Origin of the sequence: Paracoccus aerodenitrificans, from assembly GCF_027913215.1 — a bacterium.
In the GTDB taxonomy this organism is placed as follows: domain Bacteria; phylum Pseudomonadota; class Alphaproteobacteria; order Rhodobacterales; family Rhodobacteraceae; genus Paracoccus; species Paracoccus aerodenitrificans.
Genome location: NZ_CP115784.1, coordinates 394,307 through 416,261, shown reverse-complemented (window position 1 = coordinate 416,261; position 21,955 = coordinate 394,307). Strand labels below are relative to the sequence as shown.

Annotated in this window: 25 protein-coding genes; 10 read left to right on the top strand and 15 right to left on the bottom strand. The window is 61.0% G+C overall.

From position 1 onward, the window contains the following. Window position 1: 1 nt before the first annotated feature. On the bottom strand, window positions 2-2,851 hold the full coding sequence (locus tag PAE61_RS03335) for a helicase-related protein (RefSeq protein WP_271114006.1): 2,850 nt from the start codon (window positions 2,849-2,851) through the stop codon (window positions 2-4). Between the two features lie 25 nt (window positions 2,852-2,876). Beyond that, entirely contained in the window at window positions 2,877-3,431 is a 555-nt protein-coding gene (locus PAE61_RS03330; protein ID WP_271114005.1) for a tetratricopeptide repeat protein, read from the bottom strand. 56 nt (window positions 3,432-3,487) lie between these two features. Here PAE61_RS03330 and PAE61_RS03325 point away from each other — a divergent pair, with 56 nt between their 5' ends. From PAE61_RS03325 to PAE61_RS03305, 5 genes are read left to right on the top strand one after another with little or no spacing between them, the layout of a single operon-like run. Beyond that, window positions 3,488-3,775 carry an SCP2 sterol-binding domain-containing protein gene (locus tag PAE61_RS03325; protein WP_271114004.1) on the top strand — a complete coding sequence of 96 codons (288 nt, stop codon included), beginning with the start codon at window positions 3,488-3,490 and terminating at the stop codon, window positions 3,773-3,775. Between the two features lie 41 nt (window positions 3,776-3,816). Continuing rightward, entirely contained in the window at window positions 3,817-4,791 is a 975-nt protein-coding gene (locus PAE61_RS03320) for an alpha/beta fold hydrolase (protein ID WP_271114003.1), read from the top strand. A gap of 49 nt (window positions 4,792-4,840) precedes the next feature. Next, window positions 4,841-6,664, top strand: a complete 1,824-nt coding sequence (locus tag PAE61_RS03315; protein WP_271114002.1) for a M3 family oligoendopeptidase — start codon at window positions 4,841-4,843, stop codon at window positions 6,662-6,664. Window positions 6,665-6,689: 25 nt separating this feature from the next. Beyond that, window positions 6,690-7,214: a GNAT family N-acetyltransferase gene (locus PAE61_RS03310; protein ID WP_271114001.1), complete on the top strand. Its 525-nt coding sequence runs from the start codon at window positions 6,690-6,692 to the stop codon at window positions 7,212-7,214. Between the two features lie 14 nt (window positions 7,215-7,228). After that, window positions 7,229-8,404 carry a dipeptidase gene (locus tag PAE61_RS03305; RefSeq protein WP_271114000.1) on the top strand — a complete coding sequence of 392 codons (1,176 nt, stop codon included), beginning with the start codon at window positions 7,229-7,231 and terminating at the stop codon, window positions 8,402-8,404. A gap of 97 nt (window positions 8,405-8,501) precedes the next feature. On the opposite strand, the gene PAE61_RS03300 is transcribed toward PAE61_RS03305, so the two are convergent. From PAE61_RS03300 to PAE61_RS03285, 4 genes are all read right to left on the bottom strand, one after another. Beyond that, a complete protein-coding gene (locus PAE61_RS03300) occupies window positions 8,502-8,957 on the bottom strand; it encodes an NUDIX domain-containing protein (RefSeq protein WP_271113999.1) in 456 nt (151 codons plus the stop codon). Then, entirely contained in the window at window positions 8,954-10,003 is a 1,050-nt protein-coding gene (locus tag PAE61_RS03295; protein WP_271113998.1) for a 5-(carboxyamino)imidazole ribonucleotide synthase, read from the bottom strand. The genes PAE61_RS03300 and PAE61_RS03295 overlap by 4 nt, the downstream gene beginning before the upstream one ends. Beyond that, complete coding sequence (gene purE, locus PAE61_RS03290; protein WP_271113997.1) at window positions 9,996-10,496, bottom strand: 5-(carboxyamino)imidazole ribonucleotide mutase; 501 nt, start codon at window positions 10,494-10,496, stop codon at window positions 9,996-9,998. Before purE ends, PAE61_RS03295 begins: the two co-directional genes overlap by 8 nt. A 102-nt stretch (window positions 10,497-10,598) precedes the next feature. Beyond that, window positions 10,599-10,817: a YdcH family protein gene (locus PAE61_RS03285; RefSeq protein WP_271113996.1), complete on the bottom strand. Its 219-nt coding sequence runs from the start codon at window positions 10,815-10,817 to the stop codon at window positions 10,599-10,601. Between the two features lie 169 nt (window positions 10,818-10,986). Between PAE61_RS03285 and PAE61_RS03280 the strand changes: the two genes are divergently transcribed. Together PAE61_RS03280 and PAE61_RS03275 are read left to right on the top strand one after the other, a co-directional pair. Next, complete coding sequence (locus tag PAE61_RS03280; protein WP_271113995.1) at window positions 10,987-11,397, top strand: Hsp20 family protein; 411 nt, start codon at window positions 10,987-10,989, stop codon at window positions 11,395-11,397. 13 nt (window positions 11,398-11,410) lie between these two features. Further along, a complete protein-coding gene (locus PAE61_RS03275) occupies window positions 11,411-11,638 on the top strand; it encodes a DUF1150 domain-containing protein (RefSeq protein ID WP_271113994.1) in 228 nt (75 codons plus the stop codon). A gap of 57 nt (window positions 11,639-11,695) precedes the next feature. Here PAE61_RS03275 and PAE61_RS03270 read toward each other — a convergent pair whose 3' ends face one another. The 5 genes from PAE61_RS03270 to trxB form a co-directional block, all read right to left on the bottom strand. Beyond that, window positions 11,696-12,559 carry a glycosyltransferase family protein gene (locus PAE61_RS03270; RefSeq protein ID WP_271113993.1) on the bottom strand — a complete coding sequence of 288 codons (864 nt, stop codon included), beginning with the start codon at window positions 12,557-12,559 and terminating at the stop codon, window positions 11,696-11,698. Next, window positions 12,505-13,284 (bottom strand): hypothetical protein, encoded by a 780-nt coding sequence (locus tag PAE61_RS03265; RefSeq protein WP_271113992.1) that lies wholly within the window; start codon window positions 13,282-13,284, stop codon window positions 12,505-12,507. The genes PAE61_RS03270 and PAE61_RS03265 overlap by 55 nt, the downstream gene beginning before the upstream one ends. 69 nt (window positions 13,285-13,353) lie before the next feature. Beyond that, window positions 13,354-15,063 carry a bifunctional sulfate adenylyltransferase/adenylylsulfate kinase gene (locus tag PAE61_RS03260; RefSeq protein WP_271113991.1) on the bottom strand — a complete coding sequence of 570 codons (1,710 nt, stop codon included), beginning with the start codon at window positions 15,061-15,063 and terminating at the stop codon, window positions 13,354-13,356. Between the two features lie 258 nt (window positions 15,064-15,321). After that, window positions 15,322-15,825: a hypothetical protein gene (locus PAE61_RS03255; RefSeq protein ID WP_271113990.1), complete on the bottom strand. Its 504-nt coding sequence runs from the start codon at window positions 15,823-15,825 to the stop codon at window positions 15,322-15,324. Between the two features lie 4 nt (window positions 15,826-15,829). Next, the gene (gene trxB, locus PAE61_RS03250) at window positions 15,830-16,819 is read right to left on the bottom strand and encodes a thioredoxin-disulfide reductase (protein WP_271113989.1); all 990 of its coding nucleotides are present in this window, start codon (window positions 16,817-16,819) and stop codon (window positions 15,830-15,832) included. Between the two features lie 150 nt (window positions 16,820-16,969). On the opposite strand from trxB, the gene PAE61_RS03245 reads away from it, so the two are divergent. Continuing rightward, a complete protein-coding gene (locus tag PAE61_RS03245; RefSeq protein WP_271113988.1) occupies window positions 16,970-17,470 on the top strand; it encodes an Lrp/AsnC family transcriptional regulator in 501 nt (166 codons plus the stop codon). A gap of 41 nt (window positions 17,471-17,511) precedes the next feature. On the opposite strand, the gene pgeF is transcribed toward PAE61_RS03245, so the two are convergent. Genes pgeF through lgt form a run of 3 tightly spaced genes read right to left on the bottom strand, consistent with a single transcriptional unit; the run spans window position 17,512 to window position 20,197 of the window. Continuing rightward, the gene (pgeF, locus tag PAE61_RS03240; protein WP_271113987.1) at window positions 17,512-18,276 is read right to left on the bottom strand and encodes a peptidoglycan editing factor PgeF; all 765 of its coding nucleotides are present in this window, start codon (window positions 18,274-18,276) and stop codon (window positions 17,512-17,514) included. Then, on the bottom strand, window positions 18,273-19,337 hold the full coding sequence (locus tag PAE61_RS03235; RefSeq protein WP_271113986.1) for a class I SAM-dependent methyltransferase: 1,065 nt from the start codon (window positions 19,335-19,337) through the stop codon (window positions 18,273-18,275). The genes pgeF and PAE61_RS03235 overlap by 4 nt, the downstream gene beginning before the upstream one ends. Continuing rightward, on the bottom strand, window positions 19,334-20,197 hold the full coding sequence (gene lgt, locus PAE61_RS03230) for a prolipoprotein diacylglyceryl transferase (RefSeq protein WP_271113985.1): 864 nt from the start codon (window positions 20,195-20,197) through the stop codon (window positions 19,334-19,336). The genes PAE61_RS03235 and lgt overlap by 4 nt, the downstream gene beginning before the upstream one ends. Before the next feature lie 108 nt (window positions 20,198-20,305). On the opposite strand from lgt, the gene PAE61_RS03225 reads away from it, so the two are divergent. Continuing rightward, entirely contained in the window at window positions 20,306-20,566 is a 261-nt protein-coding gene (locus PAE61_RS03225; protein WP_271113984.1) for an accessory factor UbiK family protein, read from the top strand. Here PAE61_RS03225 and PAE61_RS03220 read toward each other — a convergent pair. Continuing rightward, complete coding sequence (locus PAE61_RS03220; RefSeq protein ID WP_271113983.1) at window positions 20,557-20,898, bottom strand: DUF6476 family protein; 342 nt, start codon at window positions 20,896-20,898, stop codon at window positions 20,557-20,559. The genes PAE61_RS03225 and PAE61_RS03220 overlap by 10 nt on opposite strands. Here PAE61_RS03220 and PAE61_RS03215 point away from each other — a divergent pair. Beyond that, complete coding sequence (locus PAE61_RS03215; RefSeq protein ID WP_271113982.1) at window positions 20,897-21,940, top strand: RluA family pseudouridine synthase; 1,044 nt, start codon at window positions 20,897-20,899, stop codon at window positions 21,938-21,940. The two genes, PAE61_RS03220 and PAE61_RS03215, sit on opposite strands and share 2 nt — an antisense overlap. Window positions 21,941-21,955: the final 15 nt, after the last annotated feature.

The window sequence follows — 21,955 nt, the reverse complement described above, 5'->3', positions numbered from 1 at the left end:
GTTATTTCTTATCCTTGAGCGCCGCCAGCACTGCAAAAGGACTGTCGGGATCCGCTTTCTTTTCGGGTCGGGGCGGACGCGATGAGAATGTCTTGGCCTTATTGTCATTCCGGTCATTCTTGCCCCGACCGGGTTTTCCGCCTTTGGGTTTTCCTCCCTTCGGACGGTCGCCCTTGGGCTTACCCGTGCGCTGGCCACCAAATGCGCCTGCGGGGCCGTCCTGACGCTGAGTGCCGCTCTGTCCGCGCGGCGTGCGCTGCCGAGGCACCCAACGGAAGGTATAGAAGATTTCGGTTTCTGCTTCCGCATCGGGCGCGGCTGCGTCTTCGACGCCTTCGGCCTCTGCGGCGGCCTTTTTCTTTTCCGCCTGCTCGGCTTCCCATTTCGCGCGGGTCTCAGCCACCAGCACCGATTCTTCTTCGGTCAGCGGATGGTCATGGTCGGTCTCTGCCGGATCGGCGGGTGCAGCCGTGGCTGCCGCCTCGCTGCGGGCCTTCGGTCGCTCGCCCTTTTCGGCGGCGTATCCAAGACCTTCCATAAGGTTGGCGAACTGATCCAGCGTCATGCCGGTGATCGAGAGCATGTCGGGATTAGCCTCGAACCCGCCACGCGTGTCCTGCGTCCGCAGCATATCCGCAAGCCGCTCCAGCATGTCGATGCGAATGGCGCGTTCGCCTGCCGGACGATACCCCGAAAGCGTATAGGTCGAAGCGGGAACATCGGGCAGGTTGGGAATCGTCACCAGACCTGCGGGAGGCGATTCCGGGAATTCCGCAAGCCCTTCCCAAAGCCCGGACAGAACCAGACGCAGCCGCGTCGGGGCCGGTTTCAGCAGGTCTGGAATGAAGATCGTGAACTGGCCGAACCGGACACGGTGCTTGCGCAGCAAGGCGCGGGCATCCTGATCCAGCTCTTTGACCTCGGTTGCGACATCCTCGCGCCGGATCAGGGCCAGATTTTCGATCAGCCGGAAGGCGAAGCCCCGCGCCAGCCCGGTCAGAGCCTCATCCCGGCCCATCGCCTGCAACGGTTCGAACAAAGCGGCGATCTTGCGGTCGATGAAATGCTGCAACCGGCGGCGTACCTTGTCGGCGATCTCTGATCCGGCCTCTTCATCCACGAACGCCTCTATGCCCGGCTTCATCGGCTCGGAGCCCTTGACCAGCTTGCCGACAGCGATATCGCCCCACATCAGCCCGCCCTGTTCGGTGAAATCCAGCTCGGTATCGGGCGCGTTATAGAACCTGTCCGCACGCAAATGGAATTCGGGCTTCAGCGCCTCATAAGCTGCACGGTTCAGCATCCGCGCCTCATCGGGGTTCTGCGTCGAATCCGCGCGGAAGCGGAAGCCTTCCAGACGTCCGGCGAATTCGCCCTCGACGCTGACTTCACCCTTGTCGTTCACCTCGGCCACGAGGGTCTCCTTCTGCTTGAGCCGGCGCATCAATACGGATGTGCGCCGGTCCACAAATCGTTGCGTCAGCGCGGCGTGCAGCGCGTCTGACAGGCGGTCTTCTACAGTGCGCGTTGCCGCGCGCCAATGTTTTTCGTCCTGCACCCATCCGGTGCGCTGCGCCACATAAGTCCAGGTGCGGATAAAGGCGAGACGCTTGGACAACGCATCTATGTCGCCCTGGGTTCTGTCGATGCGGCCAATTGACCGCGCCAGCCAGTCATCCGGGATCGGGCCTTCCTGCAGGAAGGTGAAGATACGCAGCAGAAGGCTGGTATGTTCGGCAGGCGAAACGGAACGGAAATCCGGGATGCGGCAGACATCCCAGAGCAGCCGCACGTCGGGCGCGGTGGTCACACGGTCGCGGATCTCGGGCAGATCGCGCAGTGATTTCAAGGCGGAAAGGTCATCCGCCTCGCGCCCACGGACCAGCAATTCATGGTCGGGCGCGGCCTCAAGGCTTTCGACAAGCCGGTCCATGCTGCCGAATTCCAGATGAGGATTTCGCCAGATCAACCGGCTGATCGGTGCGAAGCGGTGGTTTTCGATGGCGTCGATCAAACCTTCGTCAAGAGACCCTGCCTCACCCGTCACGCCGAAACTGCCGGGTTCCGTATGCCGGCCCGCGCGGCCAGCGATCTGGCCCATCTCATGCGGGAAAAGCGGGCGCATCCGGCGACCATCGAATTTCACCGTCGAGGAAAACGCGACATGGCGGATATCGAGATTCAGCCCCATGCCGATTGCGTCGGTCGCGACAAGGTGATCGACCTCGCCCGACTGGTACATCGCCACCTGCGCATTGCGGGTCCGGGGCGACAGCGCCCCCATCACCACCGCCGCCCCGCCCTTCTGACGGCGCAGCAACTCGGCGATGGCATAGACATCATCGACCGAGAACCCCACAATCGCCGCGCGCGACGGCATCCGGCTGATCTTCTTCGTGCCGGACCAGCTCAGCGTCGAGAACCGCTCCCGGCGCATGAACTGCACACGATCGATCAGCGCATTGATCGCCGGGCGCATCGTATCCGAGCCGAGCAGAAGCGTTTCATGCAGCCCCCGCGCCCGCATCAGGCGGTCGGTGAATACATGGCCGCGCTGCGGATCGGCGCAAAGCTGGATTTCATCAATGGCAACGAAATCGGCGGCGAAATCCGGCATCGCCTCGGTCGTGGCCACCCAGTATTGCGCCCGTGGCGGGACGATCCGCTCTTCTCCGGTCACAAGCGCGACCACCGAAGGGCCACGGGCCTTGACGATGCGATCATAGACCTCCCGCGCCAGCAGCCGCAGAGGCAAGCCGATAATGCCCGTGCGATGCGCCAGCATCCGGTCAATGGCGTAATGGGTTTTGCCGGTATTGGTCGGGCCCAGAACGGCCGTGATGCGCGACATATCTGCCCTTCGGGTCGTAAGACTGTCAGATGTCGGTACCGTTATCCTCGGCGTCAAGCCGGGAAACGGCATCGATTACATCCTGCTGATGAGGGTGAATCTCAAGACTGCGGTTCAGCGCATCTGTTGCGGCCTGCGTATTGCCGAGTTCTTCCAGCATCGCGCCAAGCTGGGACAACGCCAGATATTGCTTTGGCTCCAGCTCCAGCGAACGGGCCAGATCGGCGGCGGCCGGTCCGAAATCGCCGTTCAGCCAGAAGGCCAGACCGCGAAGCTGATATCCCATCGCGTGATCCGGCGCATGATCGACAAGCGCCGTCAGATGACCGATGGCGGCCACGAAATCGCCTTCATCAAGCGCGGTTTCGCCACGGGTCTGGATCATGTTCAAAGCTTCCGATCCGGTATCAGACCACCGGTTGAGAATTTGCGTTTCAGCCTCCATCCAGGCATCGCCGTTTTTCTCTGCCAGAGTTTCGAACAATGCCGGGTCGGCAGGCGCAGCAAATACTTGCGCCGAGAGGGTCAGGGTGGCAAACGCCGTAACGGCAGAATGGAAAATGGTGGTATGCAAACTCATATCGCTGTTGTAACCCGACTACCCACCCTGCCACCAGTCACGTTTTAGGAGGATCTATGAGCCAAGTTATTGCTGCCGCAGTCGAAGCACTTAACGCAAAAGTCGGAGGGTTCGACGAAGGCACCGCGAAATTCGTAATCGAGGATGAGGGCGCGATCATGCTGGATTCTGACGGCGCCCGCGAAGGCGATGAAGAAGCCGAGGTGACCCTGAAGGCCAATCGCGACACGTTCGAGGGCATGCTGAACGGCGATGTGAACCCGACCACCGCATTCATGACCGGAAAGCTGAAGGTCGAGGGCAATATGGGGCTGGCCATGAAGCTTGGCTCAGCACTCGCCTGACCCCGACCTGAGAACGGCAATATTCCAGACCGAAAGACCTCATGGACCTGTCCCCTGCCCCGTTTTACCAGCTTGCCGATACCGCAGAGGTCCCGGCAGACGCATTCTGGCTGCGCTGCGACGACAATATCCGTCTGCGGCTGGCGCTTTGGCGGGCAGAAAACCCGCAGGGGACGGTTCTGCTTTTCCCGGGCCGCACCGAATATGCCGAAAAATACGCTCCGATCGCTGCCATTCTGGTGGCGGCGGGGCTTCATGTTCTGACGGTGGACTGGCGCGGTCAGGGCCTCTCGGACAGGTTGCAGGACAATACCCGCGCCGGTCATATCGAGGACTTCGCCCAGTATCAGCTTGATGTGCTGGCAATGGTCGAAGCGGCAGGCGCTCTGGATCTGCCCGAACCCTGGCATCTTCTGGCGCACTCGATGGGCGGCGGCATCGGACTGGCCGCGCTGCTGAACGGATTGCCGGTTGAAACCGCAAGCTTTTCCGCTCCGATGTGGGGTATAAATCACGCACCGCTGCCCCATGCCGTCGCATTCGGCCTGTCCCGGATCAGCAGCAGGCTCGGCCTCGGAGGTCGCCCCGCATTGGGTACGGGCGGAGGCGGTGCCTATGTTCTGGATGAACCCTTCCAGAACAATCTTCTGACCGGCTATGCTGGCGCCTGGGCGCGGCTGGTACGCGAGGCATCGGAATGGCCCGAACTCACACTGGGCGGCGCTACCTATGACTGGGTGGCCGCCGCTTTGCGCGAATGCCGACGCCTTGCAACGGAAGCCTCACCCGATCTGCCCATGCTGGTATCGGTCGGCACACGTGAGATGATCGTCTCGGTCAACGCAATCCGCGAGCGTGCGTCATCATGGCCCGCCAGCACATTGCTGGAAATCGAGGGTGGCAGTCACGAAGTCCTGTTCGAATCCCCCGAACGTCAGGCGGAATTCCTTGGCGCGTTCCTGAACCATATCGGGATCGACGCAATCGCTCCGGCCTCTCGCGCCTTCGGGGGTTGAACCCGCACCGCTCAGACGGCACATCAGAGGCAACAGAAAGGAAGCCCCGATGCGCTTTGAACGCGAACGCCTGTGCGATGCGGAAATCACCTCGACCTCGACCGAATTCGGTCAATTGCCAGACTGGGATCTCAGCGATCTCTATCCCGCGCCGGATGCACCGGAACTGACTGCCGATATCGAACGCCTGCAAAAGGACGCAGCCGGTTTCGCCACCGATTACGAGGGCCGTCTGGCCGATCTGGATGCGCCCACCATGCTGGAAGCCATCCGCCGTTATGAGGAAATCGACATCCTCGCCGGACGGATCATGTCCTATGCCGGGCTGCGCTATTACCAGAATACAACCGATGCCGCGCGGGCCAAGCAACTCAGCGACCTTCAGGCGCAGATCACCGATTTCACCACACCGCTGGTCTTCTTCAGCCTGGAATTCAACCGCATCCCGGAAGAGACCTATCAGGCCGTTTTCTCTGCCCCTGACGGTCCCGCTCGCTACAAACCGGTTTTCGACCGGATGCGGGCGATGCGCCCCTATCAGCTTTCCGACGAGCTGGAGAAATTCCTGCATGATAACTCGGTCGTGGGTGCTGCCGCCTGGAACCGCCTGTTCGATGAGACAATGGCAGGGCTGGAATTCCACCCCGGCGATGAAACCCTCGGGCTTGAGGCGACGCTGAACCTGCTGACCGATCACGACCGCAGCACGCGCGAAGGCGCAGCCCGTGCGCTTGCGGATGTGTTCGGAAAGAACATCAAGCTGTTCGCACGGATTCACAACACGCTGGCCAAGGAAAAATCTGTCGAGGATAAATGGCGCAAGATGCCCTCGCCGCAACATGCACGGCATTTGTCGAACCATGTCGAACCCGAGGTGGTCGAGGCATTGCGCAACGCCGTAACCGCTGCATATCCGCGCCTGTCGCATCGTTACTATACGCTGAAGGCAAAATGGCTGGGGCTGGACAAGTTGCAGGTCTGGGACCGTAACGCGCCGCTGCCGACGGCCAGCCCCGAAACCGTCGGCTGGGATCAGGCCCGCCAGACGGTGCTGGACGCCTATTCCGACTTCTCTCCGAAACTGGCGGAACTGGCGGAACCTTTCTTCGATCGCGGCTGGATCGACGCTGCCGTCAAACCCGGCAAGGCCCCCGGAGCTTTTGCCCATCCGACCGTGGTAACGGCGCATCCCTATGTGATGCTGAACTATCTGGGCAAGCCGCGCGACGTGATGACCCTGGCGCATGAACTCGGCCACGGCGTCCATCAGCGCCTTGCAGCGCAGCAAGGAGAGTTGCTTGCCGCGACGCCCCTGACACTGGCCGAAACCGCCTCGGTCTTCGGTGAGATGCTGACCTTCCGCAAGCTTCTCTCGGGGATCTCCGACCCCGCGCAGAGAAAGGCGCTTCTGGCCGGCAAGGTCGAGGATATGATCAACACGGTGGTCCGCCAGATCAGCTTCTATGATTTCGAATGCCGCCTGCACGCCGCCCGCCTGGAAGGAGAGCTGACGCCGGATGACATCAATGAAATCTGGATGCAGGTCAGCCGCGAAAGCCTCGGCCCGGCATTCGAGTTCATGCCAGGCTATGAAACCTTCTGGTCCTATGTCCCGCATTTTGTGCATTCGCCATTCTATGTCTACGCCTATGCATTCGGCGACGGGCTGGTAAACGCGCTGTATGCTGCCTATGAGGCCGCGCCTGACGGGTTCCAGGACAAGTATTTCGACATGCTCGCCGCTGGCGGCTCCAAGCATCACAGGGAATTGCTGGCCCCGTTCGGACTGGACGCATCCGATCCCGCCTTCTGGGACAAGGGCCTGTCGATGATCGAAGAACTCTTCGACGAGCTGGAGAAGATCGAGGACTGACAAAAAGCCGTAAGGTGAGCGTCTTATGACGCTCGCCTATGCCATCGCTCTGCCTTATCCTGAGGGAATGAGCGCATGTGTCACAATCTCGCCTGTTCCTGCCAGCAGGCTGCATGAACTGTCCGGGCTGCGCCAGCATCCCGGGCAATATGCGAATGACGGCGCCGATATGATCCTTGATGACACGCCGCAGCTCAGCTTCCACGCGATCCATGCGGATGATATTCTGGTCGGCATGTTCAAACTGGACCCGCTTTATGCCGAGCGTAACCGCTTCGCGCATCCCGATGATCTGGGCCTGCGCGGCGTCCTGATCGATCTGCATCATCAGGGCTGCGGGTTGGGCCGGCAGGCGATGGCCCTGCTGCCCGCCTATGCGGCCAGCCAGTATCCCGGCAAATCCCGGCTGATCCTGACGGTGAACCTGCTGAACCCGGCCGCCTATGCCGTCTATCGCAACGCAGGTTTTCACGATGACGGTGAGATCTATGCTGGCGGCTCGCGCGGTCCTCAGCATATCCTTTGGGCGGATCTGCCACATTCATCATAAAGCGCCGAGGCCCTATGCTCCGCAAAATCCTCCTCAGCCTGACCGGCCTGATCGTCATCGCCGCAATTGCCTTTTTTACCCTGGCCCCCGGCTATGTCGAACGCAGCCTGAATCCCGTGACCACGCCCGAAGAGGGCTGGCCCGTCAGTGAGGCCGCGCAGCAATTGCACGACCGGCTGATCATCGGAGACTGGCATTCCGACGCGCTGCTCTGGGACCGCAACCTTCTGAAACGGGTGGATCGCGGCCATACCGATATTCCCCGCCTGCAGGAGGGCAATGTCGCCGTTCAGGTGTTTACCACTGTGACGAAAAGCCCCTCGGGCCTGAATTATGGCGAAAACAGCGCTGACACCGCAGATAATATTACCAGACTTTTCATGGGCCAGTTGCGACCGATCCAGACCTGGAACAGCTTGCTTGAGCGCGCACTGGATCAGGCGGCACGGCTGAACCGAATGGCTGCGGACGACCCCGAAGCGCTGCGCATCATCCGCAGCCGTGCCGATCTGGCCGCGCTTCTGGAAGGCCGCGAAAGCGGCTCCCGGACCGTCGGCGGCATCCTCGGCACCGAAGGAGCGCACCCGCTTGAAGGCGATATGGCCAATCTCGACCGGCTCTACGATGCCGGGTTCCGCGTTATCGGGTTGACACATTTCTTCGACAATGAACTCGGAGGCTCCCTGCATGGCCAAAGCGGCGAGGGTCTCAGCGCGTTCGGCCGTCAGGTCATTGACGGGCTGCTGGAACGCGGCATGATCATCGACCTCGCCCATGCCAGCCCGGAAATGGTGCGCGACGTGCTTGCGGTTGAAGGCACACGCCCCATCGTCTCGCATACCGGCATTCGCAGCAATTGCGAAACGCCGCGCAATATCCCGGACGATCTGGTCCGTGACATCGCGGCCAAGGGCGGAGTCATCGGCATAGGCTACTGGACCGATGTGAATTGCGGCAGCACGCCCGCCGATATCGCCCGCTCGATCCGCGCCGCAATAGAGCTGGTGGGCGAAGATTACGTCTCTCTCGGCTCGGATTACGACGGTTCAGTCGATGCGCCGTTCGACACAGCCGGTCTCGCCGCTCTGACACAGGCATTGCTTGACGAGGGCCTCAGCGAAGATCAGATCGCCGGAGTCATGGGCGGCAATATGATGCGCTATCTCTCGGAGAGCCTCCCCGAAACCTGACCCCAAACACCCCACAGAAGTTTTCTTCTTCACCCAAATACCCTTGGGGAATCGCCGAAAGGCGATGGGGGCAACGCCCCCGGCTACCACGCGCCCCCTACCAGATCGTTTCCTCCATCGGATCATACCATGCAGCATGATCCGACCACACAGCACGCGCCAGCAGACGTGGCCGGTGATGCAGCTTCGCCAGCTCGGCGCGGGTGACCCAGCAGGCACGGTGCACGACGCCCTCGGGGTCCTCCAGCACGATCTTTTCGCCTTCGTCACCGATCAGGGTCGCCCGGTGGATCAGATCGACCTGATGAAACCCGGCCTTGGAATCCTTGAACTCATTGACCAGAATCATCGGGCCGACGGCGATACGCAGTCCCGTCTCTTCCATGACCTCGCGGATCAGGTTTTCGTGCAGGGACTGCCCGGCCTCGGCCCCGCCTCCCGGCAGGCACCACAGATCGGAACCGTAATCCGGCGGATAGGCATTCACCATCAGAAGCCGGTCGAGATTCAGGATCGCAGCCCTAACCGCCAGCCGGGGCCGCGCCATTCTCATCGGAGCACCCGATTGATATGGCCCATTTTCCGACCCTCCCGCGTTTCCGACTTGCCGTAGAGGTGGATCTGCACATCCGGCGAGGCCAGCAATTCGGGCAGCCGGTCCATATCCTGCCCGATGAGGTTTTCCATCACCACATCCGCGTAGCGCTTGCCATCGCCCAGAGGCAGGCCTGCAATCGCACGGATATGCTGCTCAAACTGATCGACGGTGCAGCCTGCCTGTGTCCAGTGACCGGAATTATGAACCCGGGGCGCGATTTCGTTCACCACCAGCCCCTCTGCCGTCACGAAAAGCTCGACCCCCATCACGCCGACATAATCAAGCGCCGCTGCAATCCGCGCCGCCAGCAATACGGCATCGGTGACCATCGCCTGCGGAATGCCGCTTGGCACGGTGGTTGTTCGTAATATGCCGCCCTCATGCAGGTTACGTCCGGGATCGTAAGCGGCAACCGAGCCATCAATGCCCCGCGCCACGATCACGCTGATCTCGGCCGAGAAATCGACAAAGCCTTCCAGCACCGCTTCCGCTCCGGTCCAGTCACGCTGCCCGACATCGGCAAACCGGATCTGGCCCTTGCCGTCATATCCCATGCGCCGCGTTTTCAGGATCGAGGGAACTCCGATCCGTTTCAGTGCCGCCGGAAGATCCTTCTCTGAGGCTGCATCGGCGAAAGGCGCAGTCCGCAGCCCGAGGTCGCGCAGAAACTCTTTCTCGGTCAGACGGTCCTGCGACACCGCCAATGCGCGGCGATTCGGACGGATGGGACGGATCGATTCCAAGAGATCTAGCGAATCCGCCGGAACATTCTCGAATTCATAGGTGATGACATCGACCGCTTCCGCGAAGCGCCGAAGCGCCTCTGCATCCTCATAGGACGCATTTGTCACCGCATGGGCGACATCACCCGCAGGGGCCGCACCCGGCTCGTAAATATGGGTGCGGTAACCCAGACGGGATGCAGCGACGGACAGCATACGGCCAAGCTGACCGCCGCCCAGAATGCCGATCACCGCGCCAGGTGCCAGAGGATCACTCATCGCGCGGCTCCTCGGGGATCGAGGCAGACAGCGCCTCTCTCCATGCATCCAGCCTTTCGGCAAGGGCGGGATCGGACAGGGCAAGGATCCCCGCAGCCATCAGTCCGGCATTGGCGGCGCCCGCCGCACCGATCGCCATCGTCGCGACCGGGAAGCCTTTCGGCATCTGCACGATGGAATACAGCGAATCCACCCCGGAAAGCGCCTTGGTCTGTACCGGCACCCCGATCACCGGAATGCGGGTCTTCGAGGCCATCATCCCCGGCAGATGCGCCGCACCGCCCGCCCCGGCAATAATCACCTGCAATCCACGATCCGCCGCGCTTCTTCCATAATCCCACAGCCGATCCGGTGTGCGATGCGCACTGACGATCCGCGCCTCATAGGCGACGCCAAGTTCATCCAGTATCGTGGCCGCCTCACGCATGGTCGGCCAGTCCGACTGGCTGCCCATGATGATACCGACCGGGGGGCGCGATTGCTTGCTGTCCATGATCCCTCTCGCATCAGAAGGGCTGCACTATATTCACCGGAACGCCAGAGGCAATTGCAGCAGCGCATAACAGCGGAATTCCTGCACCGTCATCAGCAGCACTCAGGCAATGATATCCGGCAAAAGCTCATCCTCCAGACGTGCAATCCGGTCCTTCAGCGCAAGTTTCTGCCGTTTCAGCCGTTGCAGTGTCAGGGTCGGGGCCGCAGGCTGCTCGGCCAGGGCGGCAATCGCTTCATCCAGATCGCGATGTTCACGCTTCAGAACCTCCAGGCGCGCGCGTGCGATTTCCTCGTGACTCATTTCGGACTGAAAGTTCATTCGTAGCTCATCCTTGCTGCGCTGCCGGAATTATAGCGCCGCCCGGTGGAAAGTTAACTCTTTCCTTGCACCTTGCCCCGAGGCCCCTCAATCCACATATTAACGACAAGGGCCGCCATAACGGGGCCTGTCACATGACGACGAGTCGCTGCTTAAGGGCTTGAACAAAATGACGAAGATGACACTCGCCACACACCCGCATCTGCTGGGTTTCGACCAGATCGAAAGACTGGCCGAGCGGGCCGCGAAAGGTGCCGAGGGCTATCCGCCCTATAACATCGAGCATCAGGCACCAGATGGTTTCACGATCACCCTCGCCGTTGCGGGATTTGCCGAGACCGATCTGAGCATCTCGCTTGAGAACCGTCAGCTTACGGTCAGCGGTCGTCAACCCGAGATCGGCGAAGAACGGGTCTTTCTGCACCGGGGGATCGCCTCCCGCGCGTTTCAGCGCAGCTTTGTGCTGGCAGAAGGTGTCGAAGTCTCGGGTGCAAAGCTTGAAAACGGGCTTCTGAGCATTTTTCTTCAGCGCAAGCCGCAGCAAAGCGTCGTCCAGAACATACCGATCAGCCGAACCTAGAAAGGGGATCGCGATGAATACCAAATTCCAGGATCTGCCGGAAGATAACGGCAATATCGTCTATATCCGCCGTGTCGAAACCGACACGCTGCCCGACGAAGTTCGTCAGCAGATACCGGGCATCGACAGTCTCTATGCGGTGCACGGCATCGACGGAGAGCGGCTGGCACTTGTAAAAGACCGCCAGCTTGCGTTTTTCCTTGCCCGCCAGAACGATCTGAGCCCGGTCAGCGTTCACTGATGTCCTGACCGGCCCCGCGCCGCCCTTTGCTTCAGGGCGGCGTTTGCGTATTGTCGCCTACGGCTCTGGCCAGCCATATTCCCCCAGCATCGCCTGAATTGCGCGGTCATTGCCTCCGGTCCCCAGATTCGTGCTGCGGAGGTTTTCCGCCTGACTGCCGGGCCATTCGATGACCCGGAAATTCTGTCCGATCTTGGCCGGACGGGACCCGGCAAGGCGGTGCATCCAGTACAGCCAGACATCGTCCGCAGAGGGCGCAAGGCCCTGGAATTTCCCTGCATCGGTCACATCGGGGTTAAACACGCCCGGCGCATAAAGCACACCGCCGACGCCGGTCGGGAATACCAGAGGGCCAGAATCGGGCGATGTGATATTCCGTCGCCAATCGTCATAGGATCGCGGCAGGCCGTCTTCGCCAAGGCTGATCCGGTGCCCGCGATGGCAGACCACCCCGGCATCCGCCCGCCTGACCAGTTGCTCCAGCCAGTCCTGCGCATAATAAATATCGTCATCAGCCGTCACGATATAGCTGTCGGGCATATCCTGAAGGGTTGGTATGATCTTCTTGTAGGATCTCCAGTCCGGGCAGACGCGTATCTCAAGATCCAGTTCCGCGATCTGTTGCGGCAATTCAGCCATATCCGCCTCGGCCAGCCAGAGCATGATCCGATCCGGCGCGACGCTTTGACGCAGCAGCGACGCCAGAACCATCTCAAGCGCAGGGAAACGCGGCCTGTACGAGGTCAGGCTGACCACCAGCGGCGCATCCAGCCCATGCGGAGCGGCATGTGAATCGCGAGTGGCAATCTCGGCACGGGCGCGGGCTATGCGGCGACGGTGCTTCCATTGCCGAAACCTGTCAGCGATCATCCCTGCCATGCCGCCCGCAGCCAGTCTATATTGCCGATCCGGCGATACCATTTATGGCCCCGACCCGCGAAGACCTCTTCCATCTTGGGCGCACCGGCAAAGGCTACGATCTTTGCGCCTTCGGGCAAGGCAGGGTCCGCGAAATAGCTGCGGAAATTGCGCGGAACGCAATCATTCTTGAAGCTGACAACCCAGCCTTTTGGCCAGTAATTCAGATGGCCGTGCTTCTCAAGCTGCGCACTCTGGAACTGCTGGCTGATTTCGTAATTCTCGGTCGCGGCCTTCGGGTCGGCCAGATAGGCATCGAGAATATAGCTGTGATCGCCGACGACATAGCGAAAGACCGAACTGTTCCCGACCGAATGCAGAAAACGGTCCCGGTCCGGGTTTACCTTGCGCAAAGGCTTAGCACGGAACAGATCGTCGTCGCGGATAATGAAGAAATCGCCCTCCAGATCGAAAAACGGCGAGAGATCGTCAACCACCACCAGATCGAGATCCAGAAACAGAGAGACCTGCCCCGTCATCCCGCCCAGATCCCGCCGGAACAGAGCCAGCTTGAGCCATCGCGTATCGCCGTGACCCTCAGGCAGGCCGAGTTCGGGCAGAGGCTGGCAGTCGACACCCGCATCAATGCCCGCATCATCATCAGTGAAACAGACGAATCGGTGCGGCCTGTCCAGATGCCGGGCCACCTGCCGGTACAGCCGGTTGACATCGGCGGCCCCGTACATGCTGCCCCATTTCATGCAAATTATATTGACGATCCCGGACATCCCGGCCCCCTGAAACGGAAAACGCCGGGCCATCATGGCCCGGCGCAGGATTTTCTTCAATTCACCGGATCAGTTCAGACCGATCAGCCCCATCTGCTCCAGCTTCAGAAGCACCTGATGGGCGGCGTTATCCACGTCGATATCGGTCGTATCGACACGCAGTTCAGGTGCCTGCGGTTCCTCATAGGGGTCCGAAATCCCGGTGAATTCCTTGATCTTGCCCTCACGCGCCAGCTTGTACAGGCCTTTGCGGTCCCGACGCTCGCATTCTTCAAGCGGGGTCGAGACATGCACCTCGGCAAAAGCGCCATATTGCTCGATCATCTCACGCACCGCGCGGCGGGTCGAGGTATAAGGGGCGATCGGCGCACAGATGGCAATGCCGCCATTCTTGGTGATCTCGGACGCGACATAGCCGATACGCTTGATGTTGATATCGCGGTGTTCCTTGCTGAAGCCCAGTTCCGAGGACAGATGCTTGCGCACCACATCACCATCCAGAAGCGTCACCGGACGGCCACCCATTTCCATCAGTTTGACCATCAGCGCGTTGGCAACCGTCGATTTCCCGCTGCCCGACAGGCCGGTAAAGAACACGGTGAAGCCCTGCTGCGCCCGCGGCGGAGAGGTCCGGCGAAGCTGCTGGACCACCTCGGGGAAGCTGAACCATTCGGGGATTTCCAGACCTTCGCGCAGACGGCGGCGCAATTCCGTGCCCGAGATATTCAGGACGGTCACGCCCTCTTCGATCTCATCGGCAGGCTCGTACTGGGCACGTTCCTGCACATAGACCATATGCTTGAAATCGACCATTTTCACGCCGATTTCGTCTTCGTGCTTACGGAACAGGTCCTGCGCGTCATAGGGGCCGTAAAAATCTTCGCCAGCCGAATTCTTGCCGGGGCCGGCGTGATCGCGGCCAACGATGAAATGCGTCGCCCCGTGATTGCGGCGGATCAGCCCGTGCCACACAGCCTCGCGCGGACCGGCCATCCGCATGGCGAGGTTCAGCAGCGACAGCGTGGTGGTCGAGGAGGGATATTTATCCAGCACCGCCTCATAGCAGCGGACGCGGGTGAAATGATCCACATCGCCCGGCTTGGTCATGCCCACGACCGGATGGATCATCAGGTTCGCCTGCGCCTCACGCGCGGCGCGGAAGGTGAGTTCCTGGTGGGCGCGATGCAACGGGTTGCGGGTCTGGAACACCACGACCTTGCGCCAGCCGAGTTTCCTGAACATTGCCCGCAATTCGTTCGGGCTATTGCGGCGGCCGCGAAAATCGTAATGGGTCGGCGCCTGCAGCCCCTTGACCGGACCGCCCAGATAAATCGCACCAGCCTGATTATGCAGATAATTCACCGCTGGATGGGCCAGATCGTCCGCGCCGAAAACTTTCTCGGCCTCAAGCGATTTATTCGGCACCCATTTATCCGTGACAGACATGACCGCAAGGATGACACCTTCCTGATCGCGAAGCGCGATATCGGTGCCCGGCTCCAGCCCGTCGGCGAATTTTTCCGAGACGTCCAGCGTGATCGGCATCGGCCAGAGCGAGCCGTCCGAGAGGCGCATATTCTCGACCACGCCGTTATAATCGGCTTCTGTCAGGAACCCCTTCAGCGGATGAAAGCCCCCGTTCATCAGCAATTCCAGATCGCAGATCTGCCGCGGGGTCAGATCCCAGCTTAGCATATTGCCGGCATCATCCTTTAGCTTTTCGGCAGCTTCCTGAGAGACATAAAGTTCCGGGATCGGGGTATAGTTCGGTTCGGTCATGGGCCTACTCGGTCGAATTCGCAAATGAAACCTTACGCCATACCCTTGCGGGCAAGCGCCTGTTCATCCGGGCCATAGCGGCTGCCCCCGCAGCTTGCAAGCATCACAAGCCGGGATTACCGATCATTTCACTAAGCGCTTAACAGGCTGTCGCCCGGAGGAAACAGATCCGGCCAACCAACGCCAGCCCGCGATGGCGCGGTCAGCCAGACATATGCGAAGCTTCAGCCGCCATCGCCTGAGATTAACCAGCAAGCATCAGATCTTCCTGCTGTCATAGGCCCAATGCAACAATGCCTGCCTCTGACGGGGGCGGCAGGAGAGATCGCCCGTGTCACAGCCCTTCCTGACCTGTCCGACATGGCGGCGCATCGCCCGCCAGCGACCGATCTGCCGCTTGTCATCATCATGGCGGCGCCCCATCCAATAGCGGCAATACCACTGGAACCAGCCGCGCGGGTCGTCTTCGTGCAGCCAGCCTTTCCTGCGCCATTCGGACAGACTCTGGCTGGCATGGATGCCGAAATAGTTAATATCCTTATCGGGCTTTCCCGGCGACAGCCTCGCCTCGCTGAACCAGTCCCCGGGAAACTCATCGCGGCAATCGGTCATATAGCAGCCGCCGAAGATGCCAAGTTGCAGCATCTTCGCCGGGGAAAGCTCGGGCGAGAACCCCTCATGGAAGTTCTGCCCCGCCTCCTCTGTCAGCTCGTAGGCATAGCCCTGCTGCATCCTGTCATTCACGACCACTCGGCGCGGCATTGGTCTATTCCGCAGGCTCGGAAATTTGCGCGACATCCGAAGCGGGCTCTCCGGCATCGTCAATCTCAGCCAGATAGCGTTCCGCATCAAGAGCCGCCATGCAGCCCATCCCGGCACTTGTCACAGCCTGACGATAAATGTGATCCGTCAGATCGCCAGCCGCGAAAACGCCGGGAATAGAAGTGCGGGTCGAGCCGGGTTCGACTTTGACATATTTCCCGTTATGGAGCTCAAGCTGATCGACGACCAGCTCCGACGCCGGGGCGTGGCCGATGGCGATAAACGTACCCGCCGCATCGATGACATTTTCCTCGCCGGTTTTGACATTGCGGATTCTGACGCCGGTCACGCCCAGAGGGTCCTCTTCACCAAGCACCTCGACAAGCTCGCTGTCCCAGACGCATTCGATTTTCGGGTTTTTCAGCAAACGCTGCTGTAGGATCTTCTCGGCCCGCAATTCGTCGCGGCGATGGATCAGAGTCACCTTGCTGGCAAAATTGGTCAGGAACAGCGCCTCTTCCACAGCGGTATTGCCGCCGCCGATCACGACGACCTCTTTTCCGCGATAAAAGAACCCGTCGCAGGTCGCGCAGGCCGAAACGCCGAAGCCCTGAAATTTCTGCTCGGACGGAAGACCCAGCCATTTCGCCTGCGCCCCGGTCGCAAGGATCACAGCATCCGCTGTGATAACATCGCCCGAATCACAGGTCGCGGTGAACGGACGCTTCGACAGATCAAGCTTCGAGACCGTATCGAATTTGATCTCGGCCCCCATCGCGCGGGCATGTTCTTCCATCTGGACCATCAGATCGGGACCTTGGATCTCTGTCTGACCGGGCCAGTTCTCGACCTCGGTGGTGATGGTCAATTGTCCGCCGGGCTGCATTCCCTGTATCAGCAGAGGCTCCAGCATGGCACGCGCGGCATAGACCGCAGCGGTATAACCGGCAGGACCTGACCCGATGATGAGAAGCTTGCGATGTTGCTGGGCCATTTCGCCCTCCTGTCATGTCGTTTGACCTACAGCTAATGCGCCTGCCCGCAGCCTTCAATCGCAGACGGTCGATACAGCATGTCACGAAATAATATTGCGCGAACCCTCGCAAAACGGTAGTTTCCCGCACGAGGCGACAAAGGAACAGAAATGAGCGGCCACAAGCTCGATGAAATAGACCGCAGGATTCTGGCCGAACTTCAGGCCGATGGCCGCATGACCAATGTCGAACTCGCCCGCCGCGTCGGAATATCCGCGCCGCCTTGCCTGCGCCGGGTCCGGGTTCTTGAGGAATCGGGTTATATTCGCGGTTATCACGCCGAGGTGAATGCGCTGTCCCTTGGCTTCGAAGTTCAGGTCTTCGCAATGGTCAGGCTGCACAGCCAGTCAGAGCGTGACCTTGCCGCGTTCGAAGAACGGGCGCAGTCCTGGCCGCAGGTCCGTGAGTGCCATATGCTGAACGGTGAGATCGACTTTATCCTTAAATGCGTTGCCGCCGATCTGCCAAGCTTCCAAAGCTTCCTGACGCAGCATCTGACCGCGGCTCCGAATGTAGCATCGGTCAAGACCTCGCTGGTGATCCGCTGCGCGAAAGATGAACCGGGTGTCCCGTTCGAGAAATTTCCAGATAATCCCGCCGCCGGGACCTGATCCGGGTCAGCAGGCTTTCAGAAGGCGGCAGGACAGAGCGCCTAAAGTGCGATTGCTGAAATCAGCCGCCCGTAATCCGCTTCCTTCCTGTGGGTGCTGCGCCGGTAGGAAAAGAACCGCTCGGGATCGGAATAGGTGCAATGTGCCGTCCATTCGGCCTCGACCCCGTGTCTGCGCAGTTGCGCCAGACCGAAACCCGGCAGGTCGAACATCGGCTTTCCATCCGGCCCGCCCGAGAAGAACCGCTCATATTGCGGATCTTCCGCCGTGAAACCCTCCATGAAATCCCAACCCACCTCATAGGCCCGCTGAGAGATCGTCGGCCCGATCACCGCTCTGATCCGCTGCGCCCCCAGCTTGCGCATGGCGGCGGCGGTATTCCCCAGAACGCCTGACATCGCCCCTTTCCACCCTGCATGAGCGGCCCCGATCACGCCGTTTTCCAAATCTGCAAACAGGACCGGCTGGCAATCCGCCGTCAGGACCGAAAGGGCAATGCCGGACACGGACGTGACAAGCGCATCGGCCTTAATCTGCCTCACCTGTTCCAGATCGTCCCCTGCCGAAATCGTCACGACATCCGCAGAATGCACCTGACTGACTCCGGCCAGACGATTCGGTCCGACGCCCATCGCTTCGGCGACACGCGCACGATTCGTTGCGACGACATCGCGCTGATCCTCTGAGCCACGACCGCAATTCAGCCCGTTATACAGGCCAGAACTTGCCCCGCCCTTGCGGGTGAAAAACCCATGCCGAACGCCGTCCAGCAGAGGGTGGTTCAGGATTTCCAGCGTCAACTTCATCGGTCTGCATCCACCTTCCCGGTGTTGCGGCTGACATCGAATCCGGCAGGAGCCGGTGCGCCTCGTGGCCAGATTGCGAGTACCTTGAACAGTTCACCCATTTCATCGTCACGGGTCAAGCGCCGTGCCGCCGCAATCGCGCCCTTATCGCCCGCAGCGGTCAGCCGCGCAGCCCTGGCATCGACCCCGAGACCGCGCAGCAACGCGCCCTGCGTCGTATAACCGACCTCACAACCGGCTCGGGACGCGGCAAGCGCCAGAGGAGCGAAATCCACATGGGCGGTCAGATCCGCCTCGCCGGGCCGCGCCAGAGGATCGACCGGCTTATGACCGGCAAGCGCCTGAAACGTGTCTCCGCGACCGTTCCAGCCGCCGTAATCTATGAATACCGCCACGCCGCCGCTTTCGCAGATCCTCCGGCCAACTTCTCCTATAATCGCACCGGCAGGCGCACAGCGTTCGATCACCTCTCCTTCCTGCCCCGGCAGATCCAGATCCATGACCGGGCCGAGACCGAAAGCAAGCGAATCGCCGCTGATCCCGATCAGCCGTTCTGACCAGCCATTCGGGGTTTTCTGGAATTGCCGGATGGGCAACGCATCAAGAAACTCATTCGCCACCAGAAAAAGCGGCTGATCAGGCAGCGCATCCACGCTGTCCAGATGCACGACCCGCCCAAGCTTCGCGCTTTGGATCCGGCGCAGATGCGGCGATGCCTCGACCAGATGCAGCCGCGCCGCATCTGCCATGCCGGGCACGACACTCATGGCACGTCGCATATCCGCCATCAGAGTACCCCGACCCGGACCGATCTCGGCCAGCGTAAACGGCGCGGGCGCGTTCTGGTCGAGCCATGCCTGCCCCAGAAACAGGCCAAGAAGCTCACCGAAGATCTGGCTGATCTCGGGCGCAGTAGTGAAATCCCCTGACGCGCCGAACGGATCGCGGGTCGCATAATAGCCGTGATCCGGGTGAAGCAGGCACAGCCCCATGTAACGCGCGACCGAAACCGGCCCGCTGCGTCTGATCTCATCCGCGATCAGATCGAAAAGCGGGGTCATCTGCGCGGTTGCGACAGGGCGCGAAAGATGAAGAACAGACCTAAAGCCAGCATCGGCAGGGACAGAAGCTGCCCCATACTCATCCCAAGCGCCACGCGGCCCAGAGGGTTTTCTGCCGTAATGAACTGGGCATCGGCAACGCGGAAGAACTCGACGAAAATACGCGAGAGCGCATAGCCTGACAGGAACACACCAAGGGCAAGCCTCGGTCGCCGCAACCCGCCGCTGCGGACCAGAACCAGCAGGATCAGGCCAAGCGTCAGCCCCTCCAGCCCCGCCTCGTAAAGCTGGCTGGGATGGCGGGCGCAAAGCCCCTCGACCCCGGGACAGTTCTGCGCGGCCTCTCCGGGAAAGATCACACCCCAGGGCAGATCCGTCGGACGCCCCCAGAGCTCGGCATTGATGAAATTCGCGATGCGCCCGAAAAACAGCCCGACCGGAGAGGCAACCGCAAGCGCATCCGCCAGCCGCAGCGGCGACACGTCATTGCGACGCGCCCAGAGCCACGCGGCGATGACGACTCCCATGAACCCGCCGTGAAAGGACATGCCGCCCTGCCAGACCTTGATGATCTCCAGAGGGTTGGCCATATAATAGCCGGGCTGATAGAACAGGACAAACCCGAGTCGGCCACCGATCACGACCCCGGCAACGATCCATGTCAGCAATTCCTCGACGCGCGAGGCCTGCATGGGCGCGGCATCGCCCCAAAGCGCATCCGCCTTCATCAGCCGCCAGACCGTCAGCGCCCCCAGCACAAGCCCCGCCAGATAGGCAAGCGCATACCATCTGAGCGAAAAGCGGAACTCGCCGAGGCTCAGCGTAAAGATTTCGGGTGAGATATCTGGAAACGGGATCATGGGGGTCCTTTCTCGGCGCGCACGCTAGCCACCGACAGCCCCGTGTCAATATTGAACCCGCTGACGGGACATACCATATGAGTGCCAAAGCGATTCCGGAGGACCTTCATGGCCACGCAGAACAAATTCTTCGACGACATGTCGAAAATGATGACAAACGCAATGGGCGTTGCTCAGGGCGCGAAAGACGAAGCCGAAAACGCCATGAAATCATGGGTGGACCGGTTCCTTGCCGAGCGCAATCTGGTCACGCGTGAGGAATTCGACGCCGTACGCGACATGGCCATCAAGGCACGCACCGAAAATGCCGAACTGAAAGCACGGCTGGACGCATTGGAAAAAGCGCATCGAAGCGGCGATCAGGGCTGATCCAGAGTTATTGTCTGCTGAAGACTTCCGTCGGCATCGTAGATCAGAACCTCATCGCGATCCGTCAGGACGATCAGCCGGTTGCCTGCAAAAGTGACGGCTTCGGCACTGGTATTGGCGGGCAACTCCACAGACGCAGGCAATTCCGGCAAAGGCGGCTCGCTCAGACGGATCCACAGAATCACGACGATGACGGCAAGACCAAGCACCATCGCAACGGAAAGCCCGCCCACCATCAGCTTGAGAAACAGCAGATGAGGCACGGGCGCGTCGCTTTGGCCGGCTACTTCCCTCTCGCCCTGCGCGGACCCATCCTTTATGTCGTTTTGCATGACTGTGCTGACCCTGACTGTTCCTGACGGCATGACCGACCGCCTTGATAAGGTGCTTGCCGCCTTAGCACCAGACGAGGCCGCCCTGTCGCGGTCCCGACTGGCCCGGCTGATCGGCGATGGTGCGGTGCGCGGACCTGACGGCATCGTGACCGAGGTCAGGACCCGCGCGACTCCGGGGCAGAGCTTTGCCATCACCCTGCCCGATCCGGCACCGGTCGAAACCCTGCCGCAGGATATTCCGCTGAGCATCGTTCATGAAGATGACGATCTGATCGTGATCGACAAGCCCGCCGGGATGGTCGTGCACCCCGCGCCCGGCAGTCCCGACGGTACGCTTGTAAACGCTCTGCTGCATCATTGCGCGGACAGTCTTTCGGGGATCGGCGGAGAGGCCCGGCCCGGCATCGTCCATCGCATCGACAAGGACACATCCGGCCTGCTGGTCGCGGCAAAATCGGATCGGGCGCATCATGGGCTTGCCGCACAATTCGAGGCCCATAGCGCCGACCGAGCCTATCTGGCGCTTGCCTATGGCGTGATCGACCCGGGCGATGCACGCCTGCGCGGCACACGCGGTATCAGCCTTGAACAAGGAGGCGTGCTGAAAATTACCTCGCGCCTCGACCGCCACCCGACCGACCGCCAGAAACAGGCAGTGTATTTCGACGGCGAACGCGGCCGCCACGCCGTGACCCGCGCCCGGATGCTGGAAAGCTTCGGCACCCCGCCCGCCGCCATGCTGGTGGAATGCCGACTAGAGACGGGACGTACACATCAGATCCGCGTGCATATGGCGTATGCCGGCCTCGGACTGATCGGAGATCCGGTCTATGGCGGATCGCGGAAAGCCTCGGCGCGGGCGCTCGGCCCTGCTGCCGAGGCAGTGCAGGATTTCAACCGTCAGGCTCTGCACGCTGCACGGCTGGGTTTCGTTCACCCGGTCAGCGGCGAAGAACTTGAATTCACATCACCCTTGCCTGCAGATATGCAGGATTTGCTGGCCAGTCTGCGCGGAACCGGCATTTCACAATCGCGTTGAACTGGTGAGAGGACC